The sequence below is a fragment of the Serratia sp. NPDC078593 genome (assembly GCF_050268245.1).
Classification (GTDB): domain Bacteria; phylum Pseudomonadota; class Gammaproteobacteria; order Enterobacterales; family Enterobacteriaceae; genus JBNNGK01.
Map to the genome: position 1 here is coordinate 14,726 of NZ_JBNNGK010000012.1, position 16,144 is coordinate 30,869.

The following is a 16,144-nucleotide window of genomic DNA, read 5'->3' on the forward strand; positions in this document are numbered from 1 at the left end:
TGTGAAAAGGAACTTTCAATGACATTTGCTTCTCTGCAACGCCGCATCTCGCTGATGCTGCTTAGTGTTCTGCTCACCGGCTGCGGACTGACCCAGGCCGTAACCGATGGCACAGTCAGCGTGACAAAAGCCATTTTCTACAAAAAAATAAAGGTGCTGCACCTCGATTTTGAACCCCGTGCTGCCGTCAATGCCGATGAGGTGCAGACGCCGCTGGCGACCATGGTGCAGGTGTACCAGCTTAAGGATCGCCAGAAGGTGGATGCGGCCGACTACCAGAAAATGTTGCGCGATGCGGACAACACCCTGAAAGAAGATATCGTCGCCAGCAAGTCACTGCTGGTGATGCCCAAAGGCAGCGTGACGCTCAATATGCCGATGAACGAAGAGACGAAGTTTGTGGCGGTGGTGGGGCTGTTCAACCGCCCCGATACTCGTAATAACACATGGCGTCTGGTGCTGAGCCGGAGTGACCTTGACCCGGATAAACCACGCACCATCCAGTTGAACAGCACCGGGCTGACCCTCGTGCCGGTGAAGGAGTAAGTGTATGGACACCACCTTGGATAACTGGCTGGCGCTGTTTGACGGGCAGACCCGTTACACGCTTGCGATTAATGACAGCCGTCTGCAGCCTGACGTGCTGAATTTCAGCGGGCGGGAGGCACTGAGCGAACCGTTCAAATGGGTGATTGAATTCACCACGGCGCAGCAGGGTATCACCCGACAGGATGCGATGCTCAAATACGCTACCCTGTCGATGCGCTCCGGGCGTGTGGTGCAAGGCATCATCACTGGCTTCAAATACTTAAAGGAAACGGCGGATCAGACGCACTATGCGGTGACGCTGTCGTCACGTCTGGCGCTGCTCGCCCATACTCGTCGCTGCGCGGTATACCAGAATATCTCCGTGCCGGAACTGGTGGCGCAGATACTACGCTCCCATGGTTTAGATGGCTCAGATTTTGAATTCCGGCTGGAACGCACCTATCCGCCGCGTGAGCTTATCACTCAGTGGCGTGAAAGCGACCTGCAGTTTATCCAGCGTATCCTGGCTGAAGATGGCATCTGGTTTCGTACGGGGGTGAACAGCACCACCGGGCTGGACACCGTGACTTTTGCTGACAGTGCGGTGTATTACCAGTTTCATGTCCACCTGCCGGATCGCGAGCCTTCCGCACTCTTTGACGGTGCTGCTGAGTCAGTATGGGATGCACGGGTGTGGCATAACACCGTGACCGGCAGCGTAAGTCAACGGGACTACAACTACCGGACCGCTAGCACCCCTATGGATGTACGCGCAGAAGTGCGTAATGAGATGGCGACCATCGGCGAACATTACCATTACGCCGCACCTTACCGCGAGGCGGGTGACGACATATCCTCTGAACCGGAAACCGAAAGCGGAGCGTTTTATGCGCGTATTCACCATGAGCGTGAGCTGAACAACGCCATCCGTCTGCACCTGTTCAGCAACGCTAGCCACCTGACTCCGGGCATGGTGCTGGAGGCCGATGACAGCAAAATACCGGAGCTGAAAGCGGGGATGGTCATCACCCTTGCCACCTTCTGTGCCGCGCGCGATACGCGCCTGCACGTCTCCCTGTGGGGAATGCCTTACAACGAACAGTTCTGCTTTCGCCCGGAGCCGAGGGTGCGCCCGGTGATGGCCGGCACGCTGGCCGCGCGCGTGGAAAGCACCGAGCCGAACGACATATACGCCCATCTGGACAACCAGGGGCGCTATCGGGTGAAGCTGGATTTCAGCCGCGAAGATGCGGAGGCCGGTTATAACTACCTGTGGATACGCCAGGCCAAACCCTATGCCGGTGAAACATACGGCTGGCATACGCCACTCATCAGCGGCACGGAAGTGGGCATTGCCTTTGACGGTGGTGACCCGGACCGTCCGTATCTCGCCCATGCCTTTCATGACTCTGAGCATGCCGATGTGGTCAGCCGGGATAATCGCAGCCAGAACATCCTGCGTACGGCCGGGCATAACGAATTGCGGATGGAAGACCAGCGTCAGGCAGAGCATATTGCACTGAGTACACCGTTTGGCGCCACTGCCCTCAACCAGGGGCATATCGTGGACGCAGAAGATAAAGCCCGCGGCACCGGGTTTGAGCTGCGCACCGATGAATATGGCGTCATCCGGGTGGCCAAAGGGTTGCTGGTCACGACGGATGGGCAGGCAAAAGCCGAGGGGGATGTGCTGAACAGGGATGAAGCGCTGAGAGAAATCGAAGCGGGTCTTCATCGCCTGGAAATACTGGCTAATGCCGAGCAACAGGCGCTGGCACTGGAAGCCGATGTGGCAAGCCAGATAGCGATGTTTAATGAACGCCTGAAGCCGCTGAACGAGGTTGTCCACTTTACGGCACCGGAAGGGATGGCGTTCACCAGCGGTGAGCATCTGCAGTGTGCGGCGGGTGAGAATATCGCAATCAGTGCCGGTGGCGACATCAGCACTGGCGCGATGGGGAACACCGCCATGCTTGCTGGCGAGAAACTCGGGCTGTTTGCCCAGCGAGGTAAACTGAGCCTGATTTCAGACCAGGGGCCGATAGTCGGGCAGGCACAGAACGGTGCGATGCACCTGAGCGCGGCGCAGAAACTAAGCATAAGCAGCATGAGCGATATGCTGTTTGCCGGTAAGAAGAAAGTAACGCTGATTGGCGGCGGCAGCTACGTGAAGATAGAGGCGGGCGGTATTGAATACGGTACGGCACATACCTACACCCGTCATATCAAACGGATGCAGAAGCTGCGGCCGGCGAGCCAGAACATCACGTTTCCTCTCATGGGAACTTCCCATATCTATTCTGCTGTTTACCAGATCCAGGATGAACAGGGCAGACCCCTGGCAGGAATGCCTTACCGTCTGAAAACGCCGTCCGGGCAGGAGGCTACCGGGTTCAGTGACGCAGAAGGTCGGACCGTTGCAGTGTATACCCGTGAACAGGAGGCGGTGGACTTGCATGTGGTACCGGATAAGCCTCAGCCAGAAGAATCTATGTGGTTTATTGGTGATGGCGATCAACAGCAACTGACAACTGAACTCAGGGAGAATGTGTAATGGAACTGCCTGATTTACCCGATACCCCAACAGCTGATATTCCCACTGGGGCTAATAATCAGCCGTGGGACTGTACAACGACTGGCGTTGAAATGGTGGAGAAGCAGTCCCGCCTGCCGACGACCAACAGTCGCCAGTACCTGCATATCAAGGTGGAATACGCCATGCGTTTTCCCCGGCTGTCCACGCAAATCCGACGCAACGGGAAAAGTTATCAGATGAGTCTGAAGCAACTGATGATGAGCGGGCTTATCCGTGTGGATGAAATCGCCCGTGATTACCGGTGGTGGTATAAAGCGGAAGTGCCGTTTGATATGCGGACCACACCGCCGCGCCCGTTTCTCAGCAGTAAATTGCTAAGCGAAGGTGCCGGACGACGTCACACTACCAACCCTTTCCCTGTTCGGGGCAAAGGGATATACCGCCGTCCGGACATAATCATTGTGAAGAACAAAGAGGATCGCTGGCCGGGATTGGCGGGGCCGGATACCGAAGGGCAGATGCACAGCGATAACCTTGAGCGGTTGGTGGAGGTGAAGTTCCCGGGGGATGAATTCGGTCGCCGACAGTATGATGAATACATGCAAATTGTTGGCAGAAATCGTAAGCGCATGACCATCCTGGAGATCCACGACTGCCGTCCGGAAGAGCAGCAGTGGGTTGATCAGGTGGTGAACGTGACGATGAAAGCCTGGAAGACCCGTGGCGCGAAGTACTGGCCGCTGTTCCTCTATCCCCCGATTTTCACGCCACGCCCGCCGGCACACCCCACCCCTGCACGGGTGGAGCCGTGGACCTGGGCCGGAAAGGCGGTCGCTGATCTTAGCGAAGGGGTGGTGAATAATATGGCTGCGGGTTGGAACGCCCTGTCAACAGAGATGCAGCAGGAGCTGAACAGAGTAGCAAGCTGGCTGAATGACAGCGGTGAGTGGGTCTACTCTCAGGGCAGTCAGGCCTGGCAATGGGCCAGCCAAACGGGACGCAACGTGGCGTCGTGGACAAATGAACAAGTAAGAGCAGCCTGGTCAGCCATTCAGGAAGCGACAGATATGACGCTGGAGACGCTGAAGCAGGTGGACTGGGTGCAGGTACTGACTAACGTCGCTGTCACCGTTGGCGTGGTGCTTGTTGCGGTCGGTGTTGGAGTTCTGGTGGTCACGCTGGGGATCCCGGAAGCGCTGCTTGCGGCGTTTTTACTGATTGTCCGTCTGGCCATCACCGCCTGGGAAGCATTGGCGGTGGTTCTCGGAGCCAGTACAGTAGGCACTTTGGCAACCCAATAAGGAATGATAATGGAACTGAAGGATGTTGAGCTGAATTATATTGAGAAGTGGCTGCCGGAAGCCTCGGTGAAGTACAAAGACGGCAGCCAGGCGGTCAATCTCGGGCTGATTATCACCGTATTTTTTAAAGACGGCCATACACCCGAAGTGCGTCAGAAGATGGTGGAGTGTGTGGAGCGCTATTATGCAGAATTTAAACCCCACCTGAAAAAGACTCTGCGCGGTAAAAAATGGACAGCTATAACGGAAAAGAATAACGCTAAGCAACGGCAGGAAATTCTGGATTCTTCTCCAGAAGAAATATTCGACTGGATACTCAGTAGTGGAACTGAGTCATATCTGGCTCCCGACTATGAAGTATTCATAATGGGTAAGCGCATTTTTCATAATGAAAATGACCGCTCCGTTATTAAGCTGGTATTCCCGTTATCACTGTTGAAAGAGCCGGAGGGTAAGGAACGTTATCAGGCCTGGCTAATGTGGTTGTGTGAAACCTTCAACGTTGAAAGTGGTTATGCGGGGTTGTCATTTATTTTGCCTTACGCGTTTGAGCGCATGTTTCCCTATGAATACAAACTGGCTCAGCGCTTTCCGGGCGTGATGGTGGATTCTCTGGGGACGCTTGAGGGCGGCGAGGCTGTGGAGGGTCTTAAAGGCCCCAGCTGGTATACCATTCTGGGCAATCCTTGGCTGGAAAAACTTGGTGGTGCAGAGAAGCTGGCTTATCGGCTGAAGAACACACCTGAGATTGAACTGCTGCCCTATAATGGCGGACTTATCCTCAAGGCCGGAGCGCTACCGCCAGCCCTTGGCGAGACGAAAACTGAAGAGCTACCGCCATTACTGGTAAAAGTAAACCAGATTATAAAATCTATCAGATATGATGGACATAACGGCCTGCATTTCTACTCCGAACATGAAAACTTCCAGTTTGAGGAAGAATCATCCATGGCATGGTTTGCCCGCTTCGATAGAGCCAGCGCTCTGCTGGATGAAGAAGACGCGGGGAAATCCTACGAACCGGCTCGGATCACACGTTGGACGGATGAACTTGCTCCGCATGCGGGTAAGTGGGCGACCATCATTAACGGTACCACGCAATATACCGCAACCCGACAGGGTCAGAAAATGCCAACGTTTGAGGATAAGGACGGCAAAAAGCACCGTGCTTGCTGGTCGCTTCTGGAACGCGATGATGGCGGTAGCGTCTTTGCTATCAGCCCGGGCGAGAAAAAGTAATGACGTCAAGAGATACGCTTTTTTGCGTGAAATTCTTAACGGTCATTTGCCGGTGATCTCGATATTCATCGGTTCTACGAGGAAAATCAGCACATTCTGCCTGCGGCGAACATGACCATCACGCCGCACCTTACCGCGAGGCGGGTGACGACACCGCCTCTGAACCGGAAACCGAAAGCGGAGCGTTTTATGCGGGTAATGGAACTGAAGGATATTGAGCTGAATTATATTGAGAAGTGGCTGCCGGAAGCCTCGGTGAAGTACAAAGACGGCAGCCAGGCGGTCAATCTCGGGCGGATTATCACCGTATTTTTTAAAGACGGCCATACACCCGAAGTGCGTCAGAAGATGGTGGAGTGTGTGGATCGCTATTATGGTGAGTTTAAACCCTATTTGAAGAAAACGATGGCCCCCAAATGGGTTGGGATCACGGAGAAAAATTATGCCAAAAAGCGGCAATCGATCCTTGATTCAACTCCGGAGGAGATATTTTCCTGGTTTTTGGGAAGTGAGGCGACGGATTATCATGCCCCTGATTATGAGATTCTTATCATGGGTAAGCGCATTTTTCATAATAAAAATGACCGCTCCGTTATTAAGCTGGTATTCCCGTTATCACTGTTGAAAGAGCCGGAGGGTAAGGAACGTTATCAAGCCTGGCTAATGTGGTTGTGTGAAACCTTCAACGTTGAAAGTGGTTATGCGGGGTTGTCATTTATTTTGCCTTACGCGTTTGAGCGCATGTTTCCCTATGAATACAAACTGGCTCAGCGCTTTCCGGGCGTGATGGTGGATTCTCTGGGGACGCTTGAGGGAAGATTTGTCGTCAACAATTTGAAAAGTGTTTGCTGGTATACGGTTCTGGGCAATTCCTGGTTGGAAAAACTTGGTGGTGCAGAGAAGCTGGCTTATCGGCTGAAGAACACACCTGAGATTGAACTGCTGCCCTATAATGGCGGACTTATCCTCAAGGCCGGAGCGCTACCGCCAGCCCTTGGCGAGACGAAAACTGAAGAGCTACCGCCATTACTGGTAAAAGTAAACCAGATCATTAAACCTGTTCGCTTTGATGGTACCCGCTCTCTGCATTTCTATTCTGAACACGAAAACTTCCAGTTCGATGATGAGTCAAGCACGAAATGGTACAGGCGCTTTGACGAGGCCAGTGCTCTGCTGGATGAAGAAGACGCGGGGAAATCCTACGAACCGGCTCGGATCACACGTTGGACGGATGAACTAGCTCCGCATGCGGGTAAGTGGGCGACCATCATTAACGGTACCACGCAATATACCGAAACCCGACAGGGTCAGAAAATGCCAACGTTTGAGGATAAGGACGGCAAAAAGCACCGTGCTTGCTGGTCGCTTCTGGAACGCGATGATGGCGGTAGCGTCTTTGCTATCAGCCCGGGCGAGAAAAAGTAATGACGTCAAGATATACGCTTTTTTGCGTGAAATTCTTAACGGTCATTTGCCGGTGATCTCGATATTCATCGGTTCTATGAGGAAAATTAGCACATTCTGTCTGCGGCGAACGTGACCATTACGCCGCACCTTACCGCGAGGCGGGTGACGACACCGCCTCTGAACCGGCAACCGAAAGCGGAGCGTTTTATGCGCGTATTCACCATGAGCGTGAGCTGAACAACGCCATCCGTCTGCACCTGTTCAGTAATGCCAGCCACCTGACTCCGGGCATGGTGCTGGAGGCCAATGACAGCAAAGTACCGGAGCTGAAAGAGGGGATGGTCATCACCCTTGCCACCTTCTGTGCCGCGCGCGATACGCGCCTGCACGTCTCCCTGTGGGGAATGCCTTACAACGAACAGTTCTGCTTTCGCCCGGAGCCGAGGGTGCGCCCGGTGATGGCCGGCACGCTGGCCGCGCGCGTGGAAAGCACCGAGCCGAACGACCTCTACGCCCATCTGGACAACCAGGGGCGCTATCGGGTGAAGCTGGATTTCAGCCGCGAAGATGCGGAGGCCGGTTATAACTATCTGTGGATACGCCAGGCCAAACCCTATGCCGGTGAAACATACGGCTGGCATACGCCACTCATCAGCGGCACGGAAGTGGGCATTGCCTTTGACGGTGGTGACCCGGACCGTCCGTATCTCGCCCATGCCTTTCATGACTCTGAGCATGCCGATGTGGTCAGCCGGGATAATCGCAGCCAGAACATCTTGCGTACGGCCGGGCATAACGAATTGCGGATGGAAGACCAGCGTCAGGCAGAGCATATTGCACTGAGTACACCGTTTGGCGCCACTGCTCTCAACCAAGGGCATATCGAGGACGCAGAAGATAAAGCCCGCGGCACCGGGTTTGAGCTGCGCACCGATGAGTATGGCGTCATCCGGGTGGCCAAAGGGTTGCTGGTCACGACGGATGGGCAGGCAAAAGCCGAGGGGGATGTGCTGAACAGGGATGAAGCGCTGAGAGAAATCGAAGCGGGTCTTCATCGCCTGGAAATACTGGCTAATGCCGAGCAACAGGCGCTGGCACTGGAAGCCGATGTGGCAAGCCAGATAGCGATGTTTAATGAACGCCTGAAGCCGCTGAACGAGGTTGTCCACTTCACGGCACCGGAAGGGATGGCGTTCACCAGCGGTGAGCATCTGCAGTGTGCGGCGGGTGAGAATATCGCAATCAGTGCCGGTGGCGACATCAGCACTGGCGCGATGGGGAACACCGCCATGCTTGCTGGCGAGAAACTCGGGCTGTTTGCCCAGCGAGGTAAACTGAGCCTGATTTCAGACCAGGGGCCGATAGTCGGGCAGGCACAGAACGGTGCGATGCACCTGAGCGCGGCGCAGAAACTCAGCATCAGCAGCATGAGCGATATGCTGTTTGCCGGTAAGAAGAAAGTGACACTGATAGGCGGCGGCAGCTACGTGAAAATAGAGGCGGGCGGTATTGAATACGGTACGGCACATACCTACACCCGTCATATCAAACGGACGCAGAAGCTGCGGCCTGCGAGCCAGCCTCTTGAGATGCCGGCACTGTATCCGCCGATTAAAAATAAAATCTGTATTCCTTGCCTGCTTAAAGCTATTCAGGCTAACGATGCTATTGTTCAGGGGGCGTAAATATGAAGCTCACAGCATTACCGGAAACCCTGCACAAGCACGATGATGAGTTTTTTTATCTGCTGTTTGAAGCGGGAGCGCAGCCGGAAGCCGATTTTCTGGCTTTTAAAGAGCAGCATAAAGACAGGCTGCATTCGCTGTATATCCACCCTCAATTGACTGAGTTTCAGAACTACGGCCCATGGTTACTGGAAATTGATAATCTAGGGCAGCTATCAGGCTACCTGGCGTCTGTGCCGGGATGCGCTGCAGTCATTGTTTCTGCACGCTTTGCGTCTTTGTTGGCAGTGCAGTTATCCCGTGGTTGCACCATTGTGCAGCCTGATGGGTCTACAGAGTTGACGCGCTTCTATGCCAGTCATGTCATGGAAACGCTGGCGCAGCGTGCTGACTGTGACTGGCATACCTTTCTGTTCAATGGCATCACGCAGTGGTGGTTCCCTGAGGAAATGAAGTGGCAGCCTCTTGACATCATACCTTCAGAAGTCGAAATGCCGACTAATCATATTATCCAGCTTGATAAAGCCACCTGGCAGCAAATCGCGGATAAACCCGCAGTGACCCGTGTCCTGAAAGAATGGCAGAAAATGCCGACTAGCAAGGGTTTTCCACCATGCGCGCAGCGTTCGATGGTGATCAAAGCGTTGAATAAAAGTAAAGAGTTGGGTTCGTTATCCCCAGCGGATCAGAAAGTGTACGCGCTGTATTACCTTAATGGTAGGCGGCATGAGCTGGAATCAGCTGCACTAAAGGCTGCATTATCAACGGTGCTGAATGGAACGCAGTCGCTGGCAGAGGTGTTGGTTAACCTTGCGGATACACAGTACTGAAAATCTAAACAGTTACTGGTGTTTGCTTCAATCAGGGAAATAACAAATGGGATTTTTTAAGATTTACGACAAAGTTGATAACGCCGTCAATCGTGGCTATGCCCGCTGGGGAAAATGGATTTGGGGAAGTTTGCTGGCGATGGTTCTGGCATACGGTGGCTGGTTAATCTGGGCATCCATCTGGGGGCCGCCGACGGGGCCAGTAACATTGATTATTCACAGTGAAATTGACAGGCCAATTCTAGGGTTTAGCGTTAACGGCGTGGCAGGGGCAAATTCTTCTGCATATGACAAAAATAATCCATATGCCAAAGGTGCAGGTAAGACAACCTGCTGCGGCAGTATCAGCGGGAAAACAGCGGAAATAATATGGACCCTTGATATTACTCACGAGCAATATCTCAAAGGTATGCGCCTAGAAAAACGTCGGGTTGTGATGCCAATCCCAGAAAGAAAGTGGGGAGAAAATGATTTACATGTTCATTTTTTACCCGGAGATAAAGTTCTGCTGGGCTGGAGTGATAATGCATGGTCACCTTATGAAAAACGCCCCGACATTCCGGGCAGACCGGTAAAGCAGGAGCCTAACTGATGGATATCGAGAGTATTATTGCAGCTGCAAATCGAGCAGGATGCGCCGGAGAGCCGTCTGAGCAATATTGCCCGGCTGTTCCGGGTATATCCTGTGCTCGAAAAAAGTACCTCTACAGAATCATATCAGGCGCACTACATATCCGGGCTGGGAACATCGTTTGATGAGGCAACGGCAGAGCGGCTTCAGGGGATGATGGATAAGTCCCTGGGCTCGCTGCTGGGTGACCTGAAGGACAAGCCCGCTGATATGGCCAAAGAGGCCTTTCAGTCGACGCTGGGCGGTGCCAGCGGCAAGGACGTATTGACGGAGATGAAGGATACGCTGCTGACCCCGAAGGGGCGACTGGGGATGCTGAAGGATTCGGCGGTGAACGCCCTGAAGCAGGTGAGCATTGAGGCAACGCCATGGCTGCGGGACTCGGCATTTATGGCCTACAACTTTGTGACCGGCGCTGATACGCGCCTTAACAGCGTAATCATAAAATCGACTGCTTTTTAGTAATATATATTTTATTGAGGTGAAGGAGGTTGGGGATGACTTTCTTTAATGCTCTGGAAAATAGACAAAACCATCAATAAAGTTTCTTCCCGCTGGGTAAGTGGATTTGGGATGCGCTGATTGCACTTTTTTGGCAATATGCCGCCCGGTGATGAGGCGATGGATGCCAACAGCCAATTACTGATCGTGCTTGCGACGGATAATCAGCAAGAAGCGCAGTTACTGAAAGACGATGAGGCACCGCTGAAAAATGATCTGTTAGCCAGCCGCGATGTGGTGCTCAAGCCCGGTGGTGACGCCGTTCTCGATATGCCGATGGAGGCCGAGGCAAAGTTCGTCGCGGTGGTTGGGTTGTTTCGCCAGCCGGATGAGGTAAACAACGGTTGGAAGTGGGTATTGTCGCGTGAGGCGTTGGAACCCAATAAGGCACGGGTATTGGAGGCCGGTGAAAATAGCCTGACCTTGCTACCGGTGAAGGCGAAATAAGGGGGAGACGCTATCGTCTTCCCGACGTGCTGCCGATCGTTAACGTTACGTGTGGGCGCGATCTGATAAAAATCGGTGAAACCGCTTAACCGCCGTGGGATCGGTGGCATTAAATTGGTGCAATGAGAAAACGACGATGGAAATAAATATCAAGGAGCGTCGCCCGATTGCGACGCGCGATAAGCCTTGGGCACAAAACAGTGCCCGTTGGTTGCAGCATAAAGGCGTAACGCCCAACCAAATATCGTTTGCCAGTATGGGGTGCGCACTGGTTGCGGGTATCGCACTGTGGCTGGCTTTTGAGTGGTCATCACTCTGGGGGCGGGGATTCTGCCTGCTGCTGGCCGCGATCATGATTCAGGGGCGGCTGCTTTGTAATCTGCTGGATGGCATGGTCGCCGTTGAGGGGGGGATGGCGAGCCCCGCCGGGCCGGTGTGGAATGAGTTGCCGGATCGGGTTTCTGACTCGCTGATCCTGATCGGTGCCGGGTACGGATTGACGCTGTTGCCTTATAGCGCCACGTTGGGCTGGTGCGCGGCACTGCTGGCCTTGATGACCGCCTATTTGCGCCTGCTCGGCGGCGTTTGCGGGCTGGAACAGCAATTTCTTGGGCCGATGGCCAAACAGCATCGTATGGCGGTGCTGTGCGGCGGGGCGCTACTGGCGCTATTCCTGCCGGTCTACTGGGGGCAGAGCGTGTTGTTCCTGTGCCTGATCGTCATTAATATCGGTGCCTTTATCACCTGCTGGCGGCGTGGGAAAGGGATTTTGCGTGGGCTAAACGCTCAGGCGATAAGTTAGGGAGAACGTCATGCGTCATCATGGGAAACAGCCTCTGGACAGCCGATTAGCTGCCGGGGTACTGGTACGTCTGTGTCGGCTGTTAACGGGCATCCGTGCCCGCTGGCTTGCCCCGTTGCCGGAAAAGCAGGTCAGAATTTATTATGCTAACCACTCCAGCCATCTCGACGGCATGGTGGTTTGGGCCAGCTTACCGCCACAGTTACGCTCGCAGGTTCGTCCCGTTGCGGCGGCGGATTACTGGCTGGCGACCAAAACTCGCCGCTATGTTGCCCGGCGGATATTCAACGCGGTGTTGATCGCCCGACGCGTTTCGGAATCTGCGGCGGTAGCGCCGAACAATGCGTTGGAGTTAATGAGCGAACCGCTGCAACAGGGGCAGTCGCTGATTATTTTCCCAGAGGGCACGCGTGGCAATGGCGAAGACATCACCGATTTCAAGAGCGGTATTTGGCACTTGGCGCGCATGAATCCGCAGGCTGAACTGGTGCCCGTTTATCTGGAAAACCTTAATCGTGTGCTGCCAAAAGGCTCTCGTCTGGTGGTGCCGGTGCTGTGTTCCGCCACCTTTGGCCAACCCGTCCAGCCGATACAGGCTGGGGAAGATAAACCGGCGTTCTTACTGCGGATCAAAGGCGCATTGGAGGCGTTGAAATCATGAATTTTCAGGATAAATCGCTGGTTATTCTGCTGGTTGGCTTATTTGGGCTGTTACTGTTTGCCAGCATTCTTGGCTGGCTGATCGCACGATTCAAAGGTAATACACCGGTTGTTGAAAACCTGAATGCGCGTATCCGGGCGTGGTGGGGAATGTGCATCGTCTCTGTCGCCGCAATGTGGTTCGGCCCGATAGGTTCGGTTCTGCTGTTTGCTATCATGTCATTTTTTGCCCTGCGGGAATGCATCACTTTAACACCCACCCGCCGTGGCGATCACGAAACGCTGTTTTGGTGCTTCTTTATTCTTCTGCCGCTCCAATACCTGCTTGTTGGGATGCAGTGGTACGGCACGTTCGCTATCTTTATTCCGGTTTATGCGTTTTTGTTTATTCCTACGCGCATTGCGCTGGCGGGCGACACCCAATACTTTCTTGAACGGAGCGCCAAGATTCAGTGGAGCATGATGCTTGCGGTTTACTGTATCAGTCACGCACCGGCATTGTTGATGTTGTCTATCCCCGGTTTTGAAAACCAAAATATAAAGCTGCTATTGTTCCTGATGATTGTGGTGCAAATCTCTGATGTGCTGCAGTACGTCTTCGGCAAACTGTTTGGCAAAAGGGCGATTGTGCCGCGTTTAAGCCCGAATAAAACGGTGGAAGGGTTTGTCGGCGGTATTGCTTCTGCGACGTTGGTGGGCACTTTGCTGTGGTGGATCACGCCTTTCGCTCCGTGGCAGGCGGCGCTGATTTCGTTAGCGATTACCCTGCTCGGGTTCGCGGGTGGGCTATGCATGTCGGCGATTAAACGCGATCGCGGCGTGAAAGATTTTGGCGCGATAATTGAAGGCCATGGTGGCATGATGGATCGTATCGATTCGTTGTGCTTTGCCGCGCCGGTATTTTTCCATCTGGTCAGATTTTATTTTACCTGATGCTGCGGAGAGTCTGCCGCAACAGCCCGAAGAAACGAAGATTGAACCCTGAGTTTTGGCGATAGGCAATAACGCCTGACGGAATGATTCGTCAGGCGTTTTTTTTGTCTCAGGTTTGCTGGCGGCGCGGGGGGATTACGTTTGGCGATCGTCAATAGGCGATCGCGGTGAGGAGACCGTCAAACTGGCTAACCATGCCGCGATGATGACGAACAGGTGGCCCTCTGAGGAATCCAGCAAGAAGGAATTGAACAGGTGGCAGGCCATATAACTGCTGAGTACCGCCACCAACAGATTGCGATACCGTGCAGGCTGTTGCCATGCCGTCCGGTAACAAAACCACATCCAACTGAGGAATAGCCCCAACCCCAGCAGACCGCTTTGCACGGTCTCTAACAGGTATTCGTTGTGGGGATTATGTACGCTATACCCGGTTGCCGCATTGCCGTACCAAAAGCTGCCGGCACCGTTACCTAAAAGCGGTGCCTGCTTTATCAGTCGCCATGACTCACGGGCAAAGGCGGTACGCTGCCCCATTGAGTTGTCGCAGGTGTGATACGCATGCTGTTCCGGAGCCAGTATGCAGTCCTGAATTTGCTGGAAACCCAGTGCCAACCGCTCCATGGCCCGATTTGGGGTGAGCGCCAGCAGCGCGATCGCCAACATACCGCCGACCATGACGGTAGTACGTTGCCGGTGCCGCAACGTGAGTAATAGCCAGATACTGATACCGACCATCAGCGCTACATACCCGGAGCGCCCCTGTACCATCAACAGAACGTTGGTCGACGCCAGTAAAACCAAGATGCCATAACCCCAGCGCCGTAACCGATGACCGGCATACGCGCGCGTTAGCCACACTAATGCGGCCAGTGCCATAAACACATTCTGGGTAATTTGTAGCTTGAAGACCGTGGGATTATCAGGGTTAAGGCCCCATAGCGAGAGTTGCCCAAGGCCACTTGACAGGCTGAGCAGCAATATCAAGGCATTCGCCCAAAGAAATCCACTGACAGTCTGCGCCATCCGCTGTCGCTCAGCCAGAAAGAACAGAGCCAGGGGTAACACATACAGCAGCTTTTTATATTTACCGACCATGGTGACGCCGTAACCGTGGGAATGCGTGAGCAGCGACAACGCTAATAATATAAACATCAGTGCCGGTAGCCACACCAGCGGGTGTGATGTTAATGCGGCGTATTGTCGGAAGTCGCGCCGCCACAATAGGCAGAGCACCACGAGCCCCAAAGCGACGTTCATCAGTGAGTTGGCGGTCGGCAGTGATGCACCGAGTAAAAAGGCGGTAAACGCCGATAATCGCTGTTGAGGCGAGTTAAGCAACCAAGAAGGCATAACGGAAAAGGGGGACATAGTGAAGACTCATCGCAGGAAGAGGATAAACACGGCACGATGACCGTGAACAATCGGTATTCGGTTGTTATCAGACGAACGATAATGGGGCATTCGACGGCGCTAATTGCCGATCAACCGCCCGTATCACATCGCTGGCAGGGATGGCCGCCAGGTAACGTTCGTTGGTGCGGGTATCAACGGCACAGGGGGGCGGTAAGGGGCGATAGTCGCCAGCCCAAAGTAAGGTGTGCGGTGATTGCCACGGTGACCACTGTGCCCGGTTGCTGGGGCCGAACAGCACCACCGACGGGGTTTGTAATGCGGCGGCCATGTGCATTGGCACCGAGTCCACGCCGATAAACAGAGTAGCGCGGTCAATCAACACGGCAAGCTCTGGCAGTTCCAAGTGCCCAGCGAGGTTGACGATGTACTGTGGCGTGCGGCAGTGATGCAAAATAGCGCCGATCATCGCGCTTTCCTCTGCCGATCGCCCTCCGGTGATCACCACGGTTCTACCACCAGCGGTAAGATGATTGATGACCTGACTGAAGCCGGCCGCGGTCCAGGTCTTGAATGCCCAGCGTGCGGTGGGCTGTATCAGCACAAAATCAGTTAATCGATAAAGCCGAGTCAATCGATCAACCTCATCGACAGCGCATTGACGCCATGATTGCGTCACGGTGGTGATGTGATTTGGTAAGGCGAGTGGTGCCAAAATGCTGAGATTATTCAGTACCGTATGTTGCCGCGAGTGCTCATCCACCTCGACCAGCAGTGAGTGACAGCTACGCCAGAACGGATTATTGCGCTTCGGGTAACGGAATCCAATGCTAAACGTGGGCCGAAGAAAACGGCAATATAACGCTGCGCGCCACTGATCGGATAAATTAATGATTAAGTCATAGTGGCCGGTGTGCAGGCTGTTCCACAGTGCCTGTTCGCCACGGTAGCGTGCCTTCAAACTTTGATGTTTGAGACGACGATCCACCGTGTAGGCCAGATAGACATCCTGATTGCCATCCAGCATGGCTTCTGTACCCTCATACACCAGAACATCAATGAGCGCGCTGGGATAATGGGCGCGTAACGTGCTCAGCAGCGGTGTCATCAGCAATACGTCGCCCAAGTGACGCAGTTTAATCACCAGAATGCGTTGCACCGTATTACGATGCAATAAGACGTTAGGCACGCGATTGTTCGGTAGAGTAGTTTGGCCGATTGGCGCATGCTTAGTGTTTTGATTGAAGGTCATGATTCGTCGACTCAAAGTGCAAAAGGCCTCTCTTTCGAA

13 protein-coding genes and 3 pseudogenes are annotated in these 16,144 nt (G+C 54.0%); 14 read left to right on the forward strand and 2 right to left on the reverse strand.

Features of this window, described 5'->3' with window-relative positions:
- Positions 1 to 18 precede the first annotated feature (18 nt).
- The 14 genes and pseudogenes from tssJ (ACQKDS_RS14005) to ACQKDS_RS14070 all read left to right on the forward strand — a co-directional run bounded on the left by tssJ (ACQKDS_RS14005) (position 19) and on the right by ACQKDS_RS14070 (position 13,500).
- Positions 19 to 546 (forward strand): type VI secretion system lipoprotein TssJ, encoded by a 528-nt coding sequence (tssJ, locus tag ACQKDS_RS14005; RefSeq protein WP_399673283.1) that lies wholly within the window; start codon positions 19 to 21, stop codon positions 544 to 546.
- Positions 547 to 550: 4 nt separating this feature from the next.
- Positions 551 to 3,082, forward strand: a complete 2,532-nt coding sequence (locus tag ACQKDS_RS14010) for a type VI secretion system Vgr family protein (RefSeq protein ID WP_399673281.1) — start codon at positions 551 to 553, stop codon at positions 3,080 to 3,082.
- Positions 3,082 to 4,365, forward strand: a complete 1,284-nt coding sequence (locus ACQKDS_RS14015; RefSeq protein ID WP_399673279.1) for a VRR-NUC domain-containing protein — start codon at positions 3,082 to 3,084, stop codon at positions 4,363 to 4,365. Before ACQKDS_RS14010 ends, ACQKDS_RS14015 begins: the two co-directional genes overlap by 1 nt.
- A 9-nt stretch (positions 4,366 to 4,374) precedes the next feature.
- Positions 4,375 to 5,604: a DUF3396 domain-containing protein gene (locus tag ACQKDS_RS14020; protein WP_399673277.1), complete on the forward strand. Its 1,230-nt coding sequence runs from the start codon at positions 4,375 to 4,377 to the stop codon at positions 5,602 to 5,604.
- Between the two features lie 104 nt (positions 5,605 to 5,708).
- Positions 5,709 to 5,798: pseudogene (locus tag ACQKDS_RS14025) on the forward strand (VgrG protein); the annotation flags it as partial.
- Between the two features lie 4 nt (positions 5,799 to 5,802).
- Positions 5,803 to 7,029, forward strand: a complete 1,227-nt coding sequence (locus tag ACQKDS_RS14030) for a DUF3396 domain-containing protein (RefSeq protein WP_399673319.1) — start codon at positions 5,803 to 5,805, stop codon at positions 7,027 to 7,029.
- A 104-nt stretch (positions 7,030 to 7,133) separates the two neighbouring features.
- A pseudogene (locus ACQKDS_RS14035) lies at positions 7,134 to 8,696 on the forward strand (DUF2345 domain-containing protein); the annotation flags it as partial.
- 2 nt (positions 8,697 to 8,698) lie between these two features.
- Positions 8,699 to 9,526, forward strand: a complete 828-nt coding sequence (locus ACQKDS_RS14040) for a DUF4123 domain-containing protein (RefSeq protein WP_399673275.1) — start codon at positions 8,699 to 8,701, stop codon at positions 9,524 to 9,526.
- A 46-nt stretch (positions 9,527 to 9,572) separates the two neighbouring features.
- Positions 9,573 to 10,118: a DUF3304 domain-containing protein gene (locus tag ACQKDS_RS14045; protein WP_399673273.1), complete on the forward strand. Its 546-nt coding sequence runs from the start codon at positions 9,573 to 9,575 to the stop codon at positions 10,116 to 10,118.
- A gap of 18 nt (positions 10,119 to 10,136) precedes the next feature.
- On the forward strand, positions 10,137 to 10,619 hold the full coding sequence (locus tag ACQKDS_RS14050; protein ID WP_399673271.1) for a hypothetical protein: 483 nt from the start codon (positions 10,137 to 10,139) through the stop codon (positions 10,617 to 10,619).
- 216 nt (positions 10,620 to 10,835) lie between these two features.
- Positions 10,836 to 11,105, forward strand: a pseudogene (gene tssJ / locus ACQKDS_RS14055) (type VI secretion system lipoprotein TssJ); the annotation flags it as partial.
- 136 nt (positions 11,106 to 11,241) lie between these two features.
- Positions 11,242 to 11,907, forward strand: a complete 666-nt coding sequence (locus ACQKDS_RS14060) for a CDP-alcohol phosphatidyltransferase family protein (protein ID WP_399673269.1) — start codon at positions 11,242 to 11,244, stop codon at positions 11,905 to 11,907.
- A gap of 10 nt (positions 11,908 to 11,917) precedes the next feature.
- Complete coding sequence (locus ACQKDS_RS14065; RefSeq protein ID WP_399673267.1) at positions 11,918 to 12,568, forward strand: lysophospholipid acyltransferase family protein; 651 nt, start codon at positions 11,918 to 11,920, stop codon at positions 12,566 to 12,568.
- Entirely contained in the window at positions 12,565 to 13,500 is a 936-nt protein-coding gene (locus ACQKDS_RS14070; RefSeq protein WP_399673265.1) for a phosphatidate cytidylyltransferase, read from the forward strand. The genes ACQKDS_RS14065 and ACQKDS_RS14070 overlap by 4 nt, the downstream gene beginning before the upstream one ends.
- A gap of 135 nt (positions 13,501 to 13,635) precedes the next feature.
- Here the strand turns inward: ACQKDS_RS14070 and ACQKDS_RS14075 are convergent, their stop codons facing one another.
- Positions 13,636 to 14,871: an O-antigen ligase family protein gene (locus ACQKDS_RS14075; protein ID WP_399673263.1), complete on the reverse strand. Its 1,236-nt coding sequence runs from the start codon at positions 14,869 to 14,871 to the stop codon at positions 13,636 to 13,638.
- Positions 14,872 to 14,941: 70 nt separating this feature from the next.
- The gene (rfaQ, locus tag ACQKDS_RS14080; RefSeq protein WP_399673261.1) at positions 14,942 to 16,105 is read right to left on the reverse strand and encodes a putative lipopolysaccharide heptosyltransferase III; all 1,164 of its coding nucleotides are present in this window, start codon (positions 16,103 to 16,105) and stop codon (positions 14,942 to 14,944) included.
- Between the last annotated feature and the right edge of the window lie 39 nt (positions 16,106 to 16,144).

Coding starts and splice junctions, on each gene's coding strand:
- ACQKDS_RS14070 (WP_399673265.1), top strand. CDS start 12,565: ATGAATTTTCAGGATAAATCGCTGGTTATTCTGCTGGTTGGCTTATTT.
- ACQKDS_RS14030 (WP_399673319.1), top strand. CDS start 5,803: ATGGAACTGAAGGATATTGAGCTGAATTATATTGAGAAGTGGCTGCCG.
- ACQKDS_RS14045 (WP_399673273.1), top strand. CDS start 9,573: ATGGGATTTTTTAAGATTTACGACAAAGTTGATAACGCCGTCAATCGT.
- tssJ (WP_399673283.1), top strand. CDS start 19: ATGACATTTGCTTCTCTGCAACGCCGCATCTCGCTGATGCTGCTTAGT.
- ACQKDS_RS14040 (WP_399673275.1), top strand. CDS start 8,699: ATGAAGCTCACAGCATTACCGGAAACCCTGCACAAGCACGATGATGAG.
- ACQKDS_RS14015 (WP_399673279.1), top strand. CDS start 3,082: ATGGAACTGCCTGATTTACCCGATACCCCAACAGCTGATATTCCCACT.
- ACQKDS_RS14020 (WP_399673277.1), top strand. CDS start 4,375: ATGGAACTGAAGGATGTTGAGCTGAATTATATTGAGAAGTGGCTGCCG.
- ACQKDS_RS14060 (WP_399673269.1), top strand. CDS start 11,242: ATGGAAATAAATATCAAGGAGCGTCGCCCGATTGCGACGCGCGATAAG.
- ACQKDS_RS14065 (WP_399673267.1), top strand. CDS start 11,918: ATGCGTCATCATGGGAAACAGCCTCTGGACAGCCGATTAGCTGCCGGG.
- ACQKDS_RS14075 (WP_399673263.1), bottom strand. CDS start 14,871: ATGTCCCCCTTTTCCGTTATGCCTTCTTGGTTGCTTAACTCGCCTCAA.
- rfaQ (WP_399673261.1), bottom strand. CDS start 16,105: ATGACCTTCAATCAAAACACTAAGCATGCGCCAATCGGCCAAACTACT.
- ACQKDS_RS14010 (WP_399673281.1), top strand. CDS start 551: ATGGACACCACCTTGGATAACTGGCTGGCGCTGTTTGACGGGCAGACC.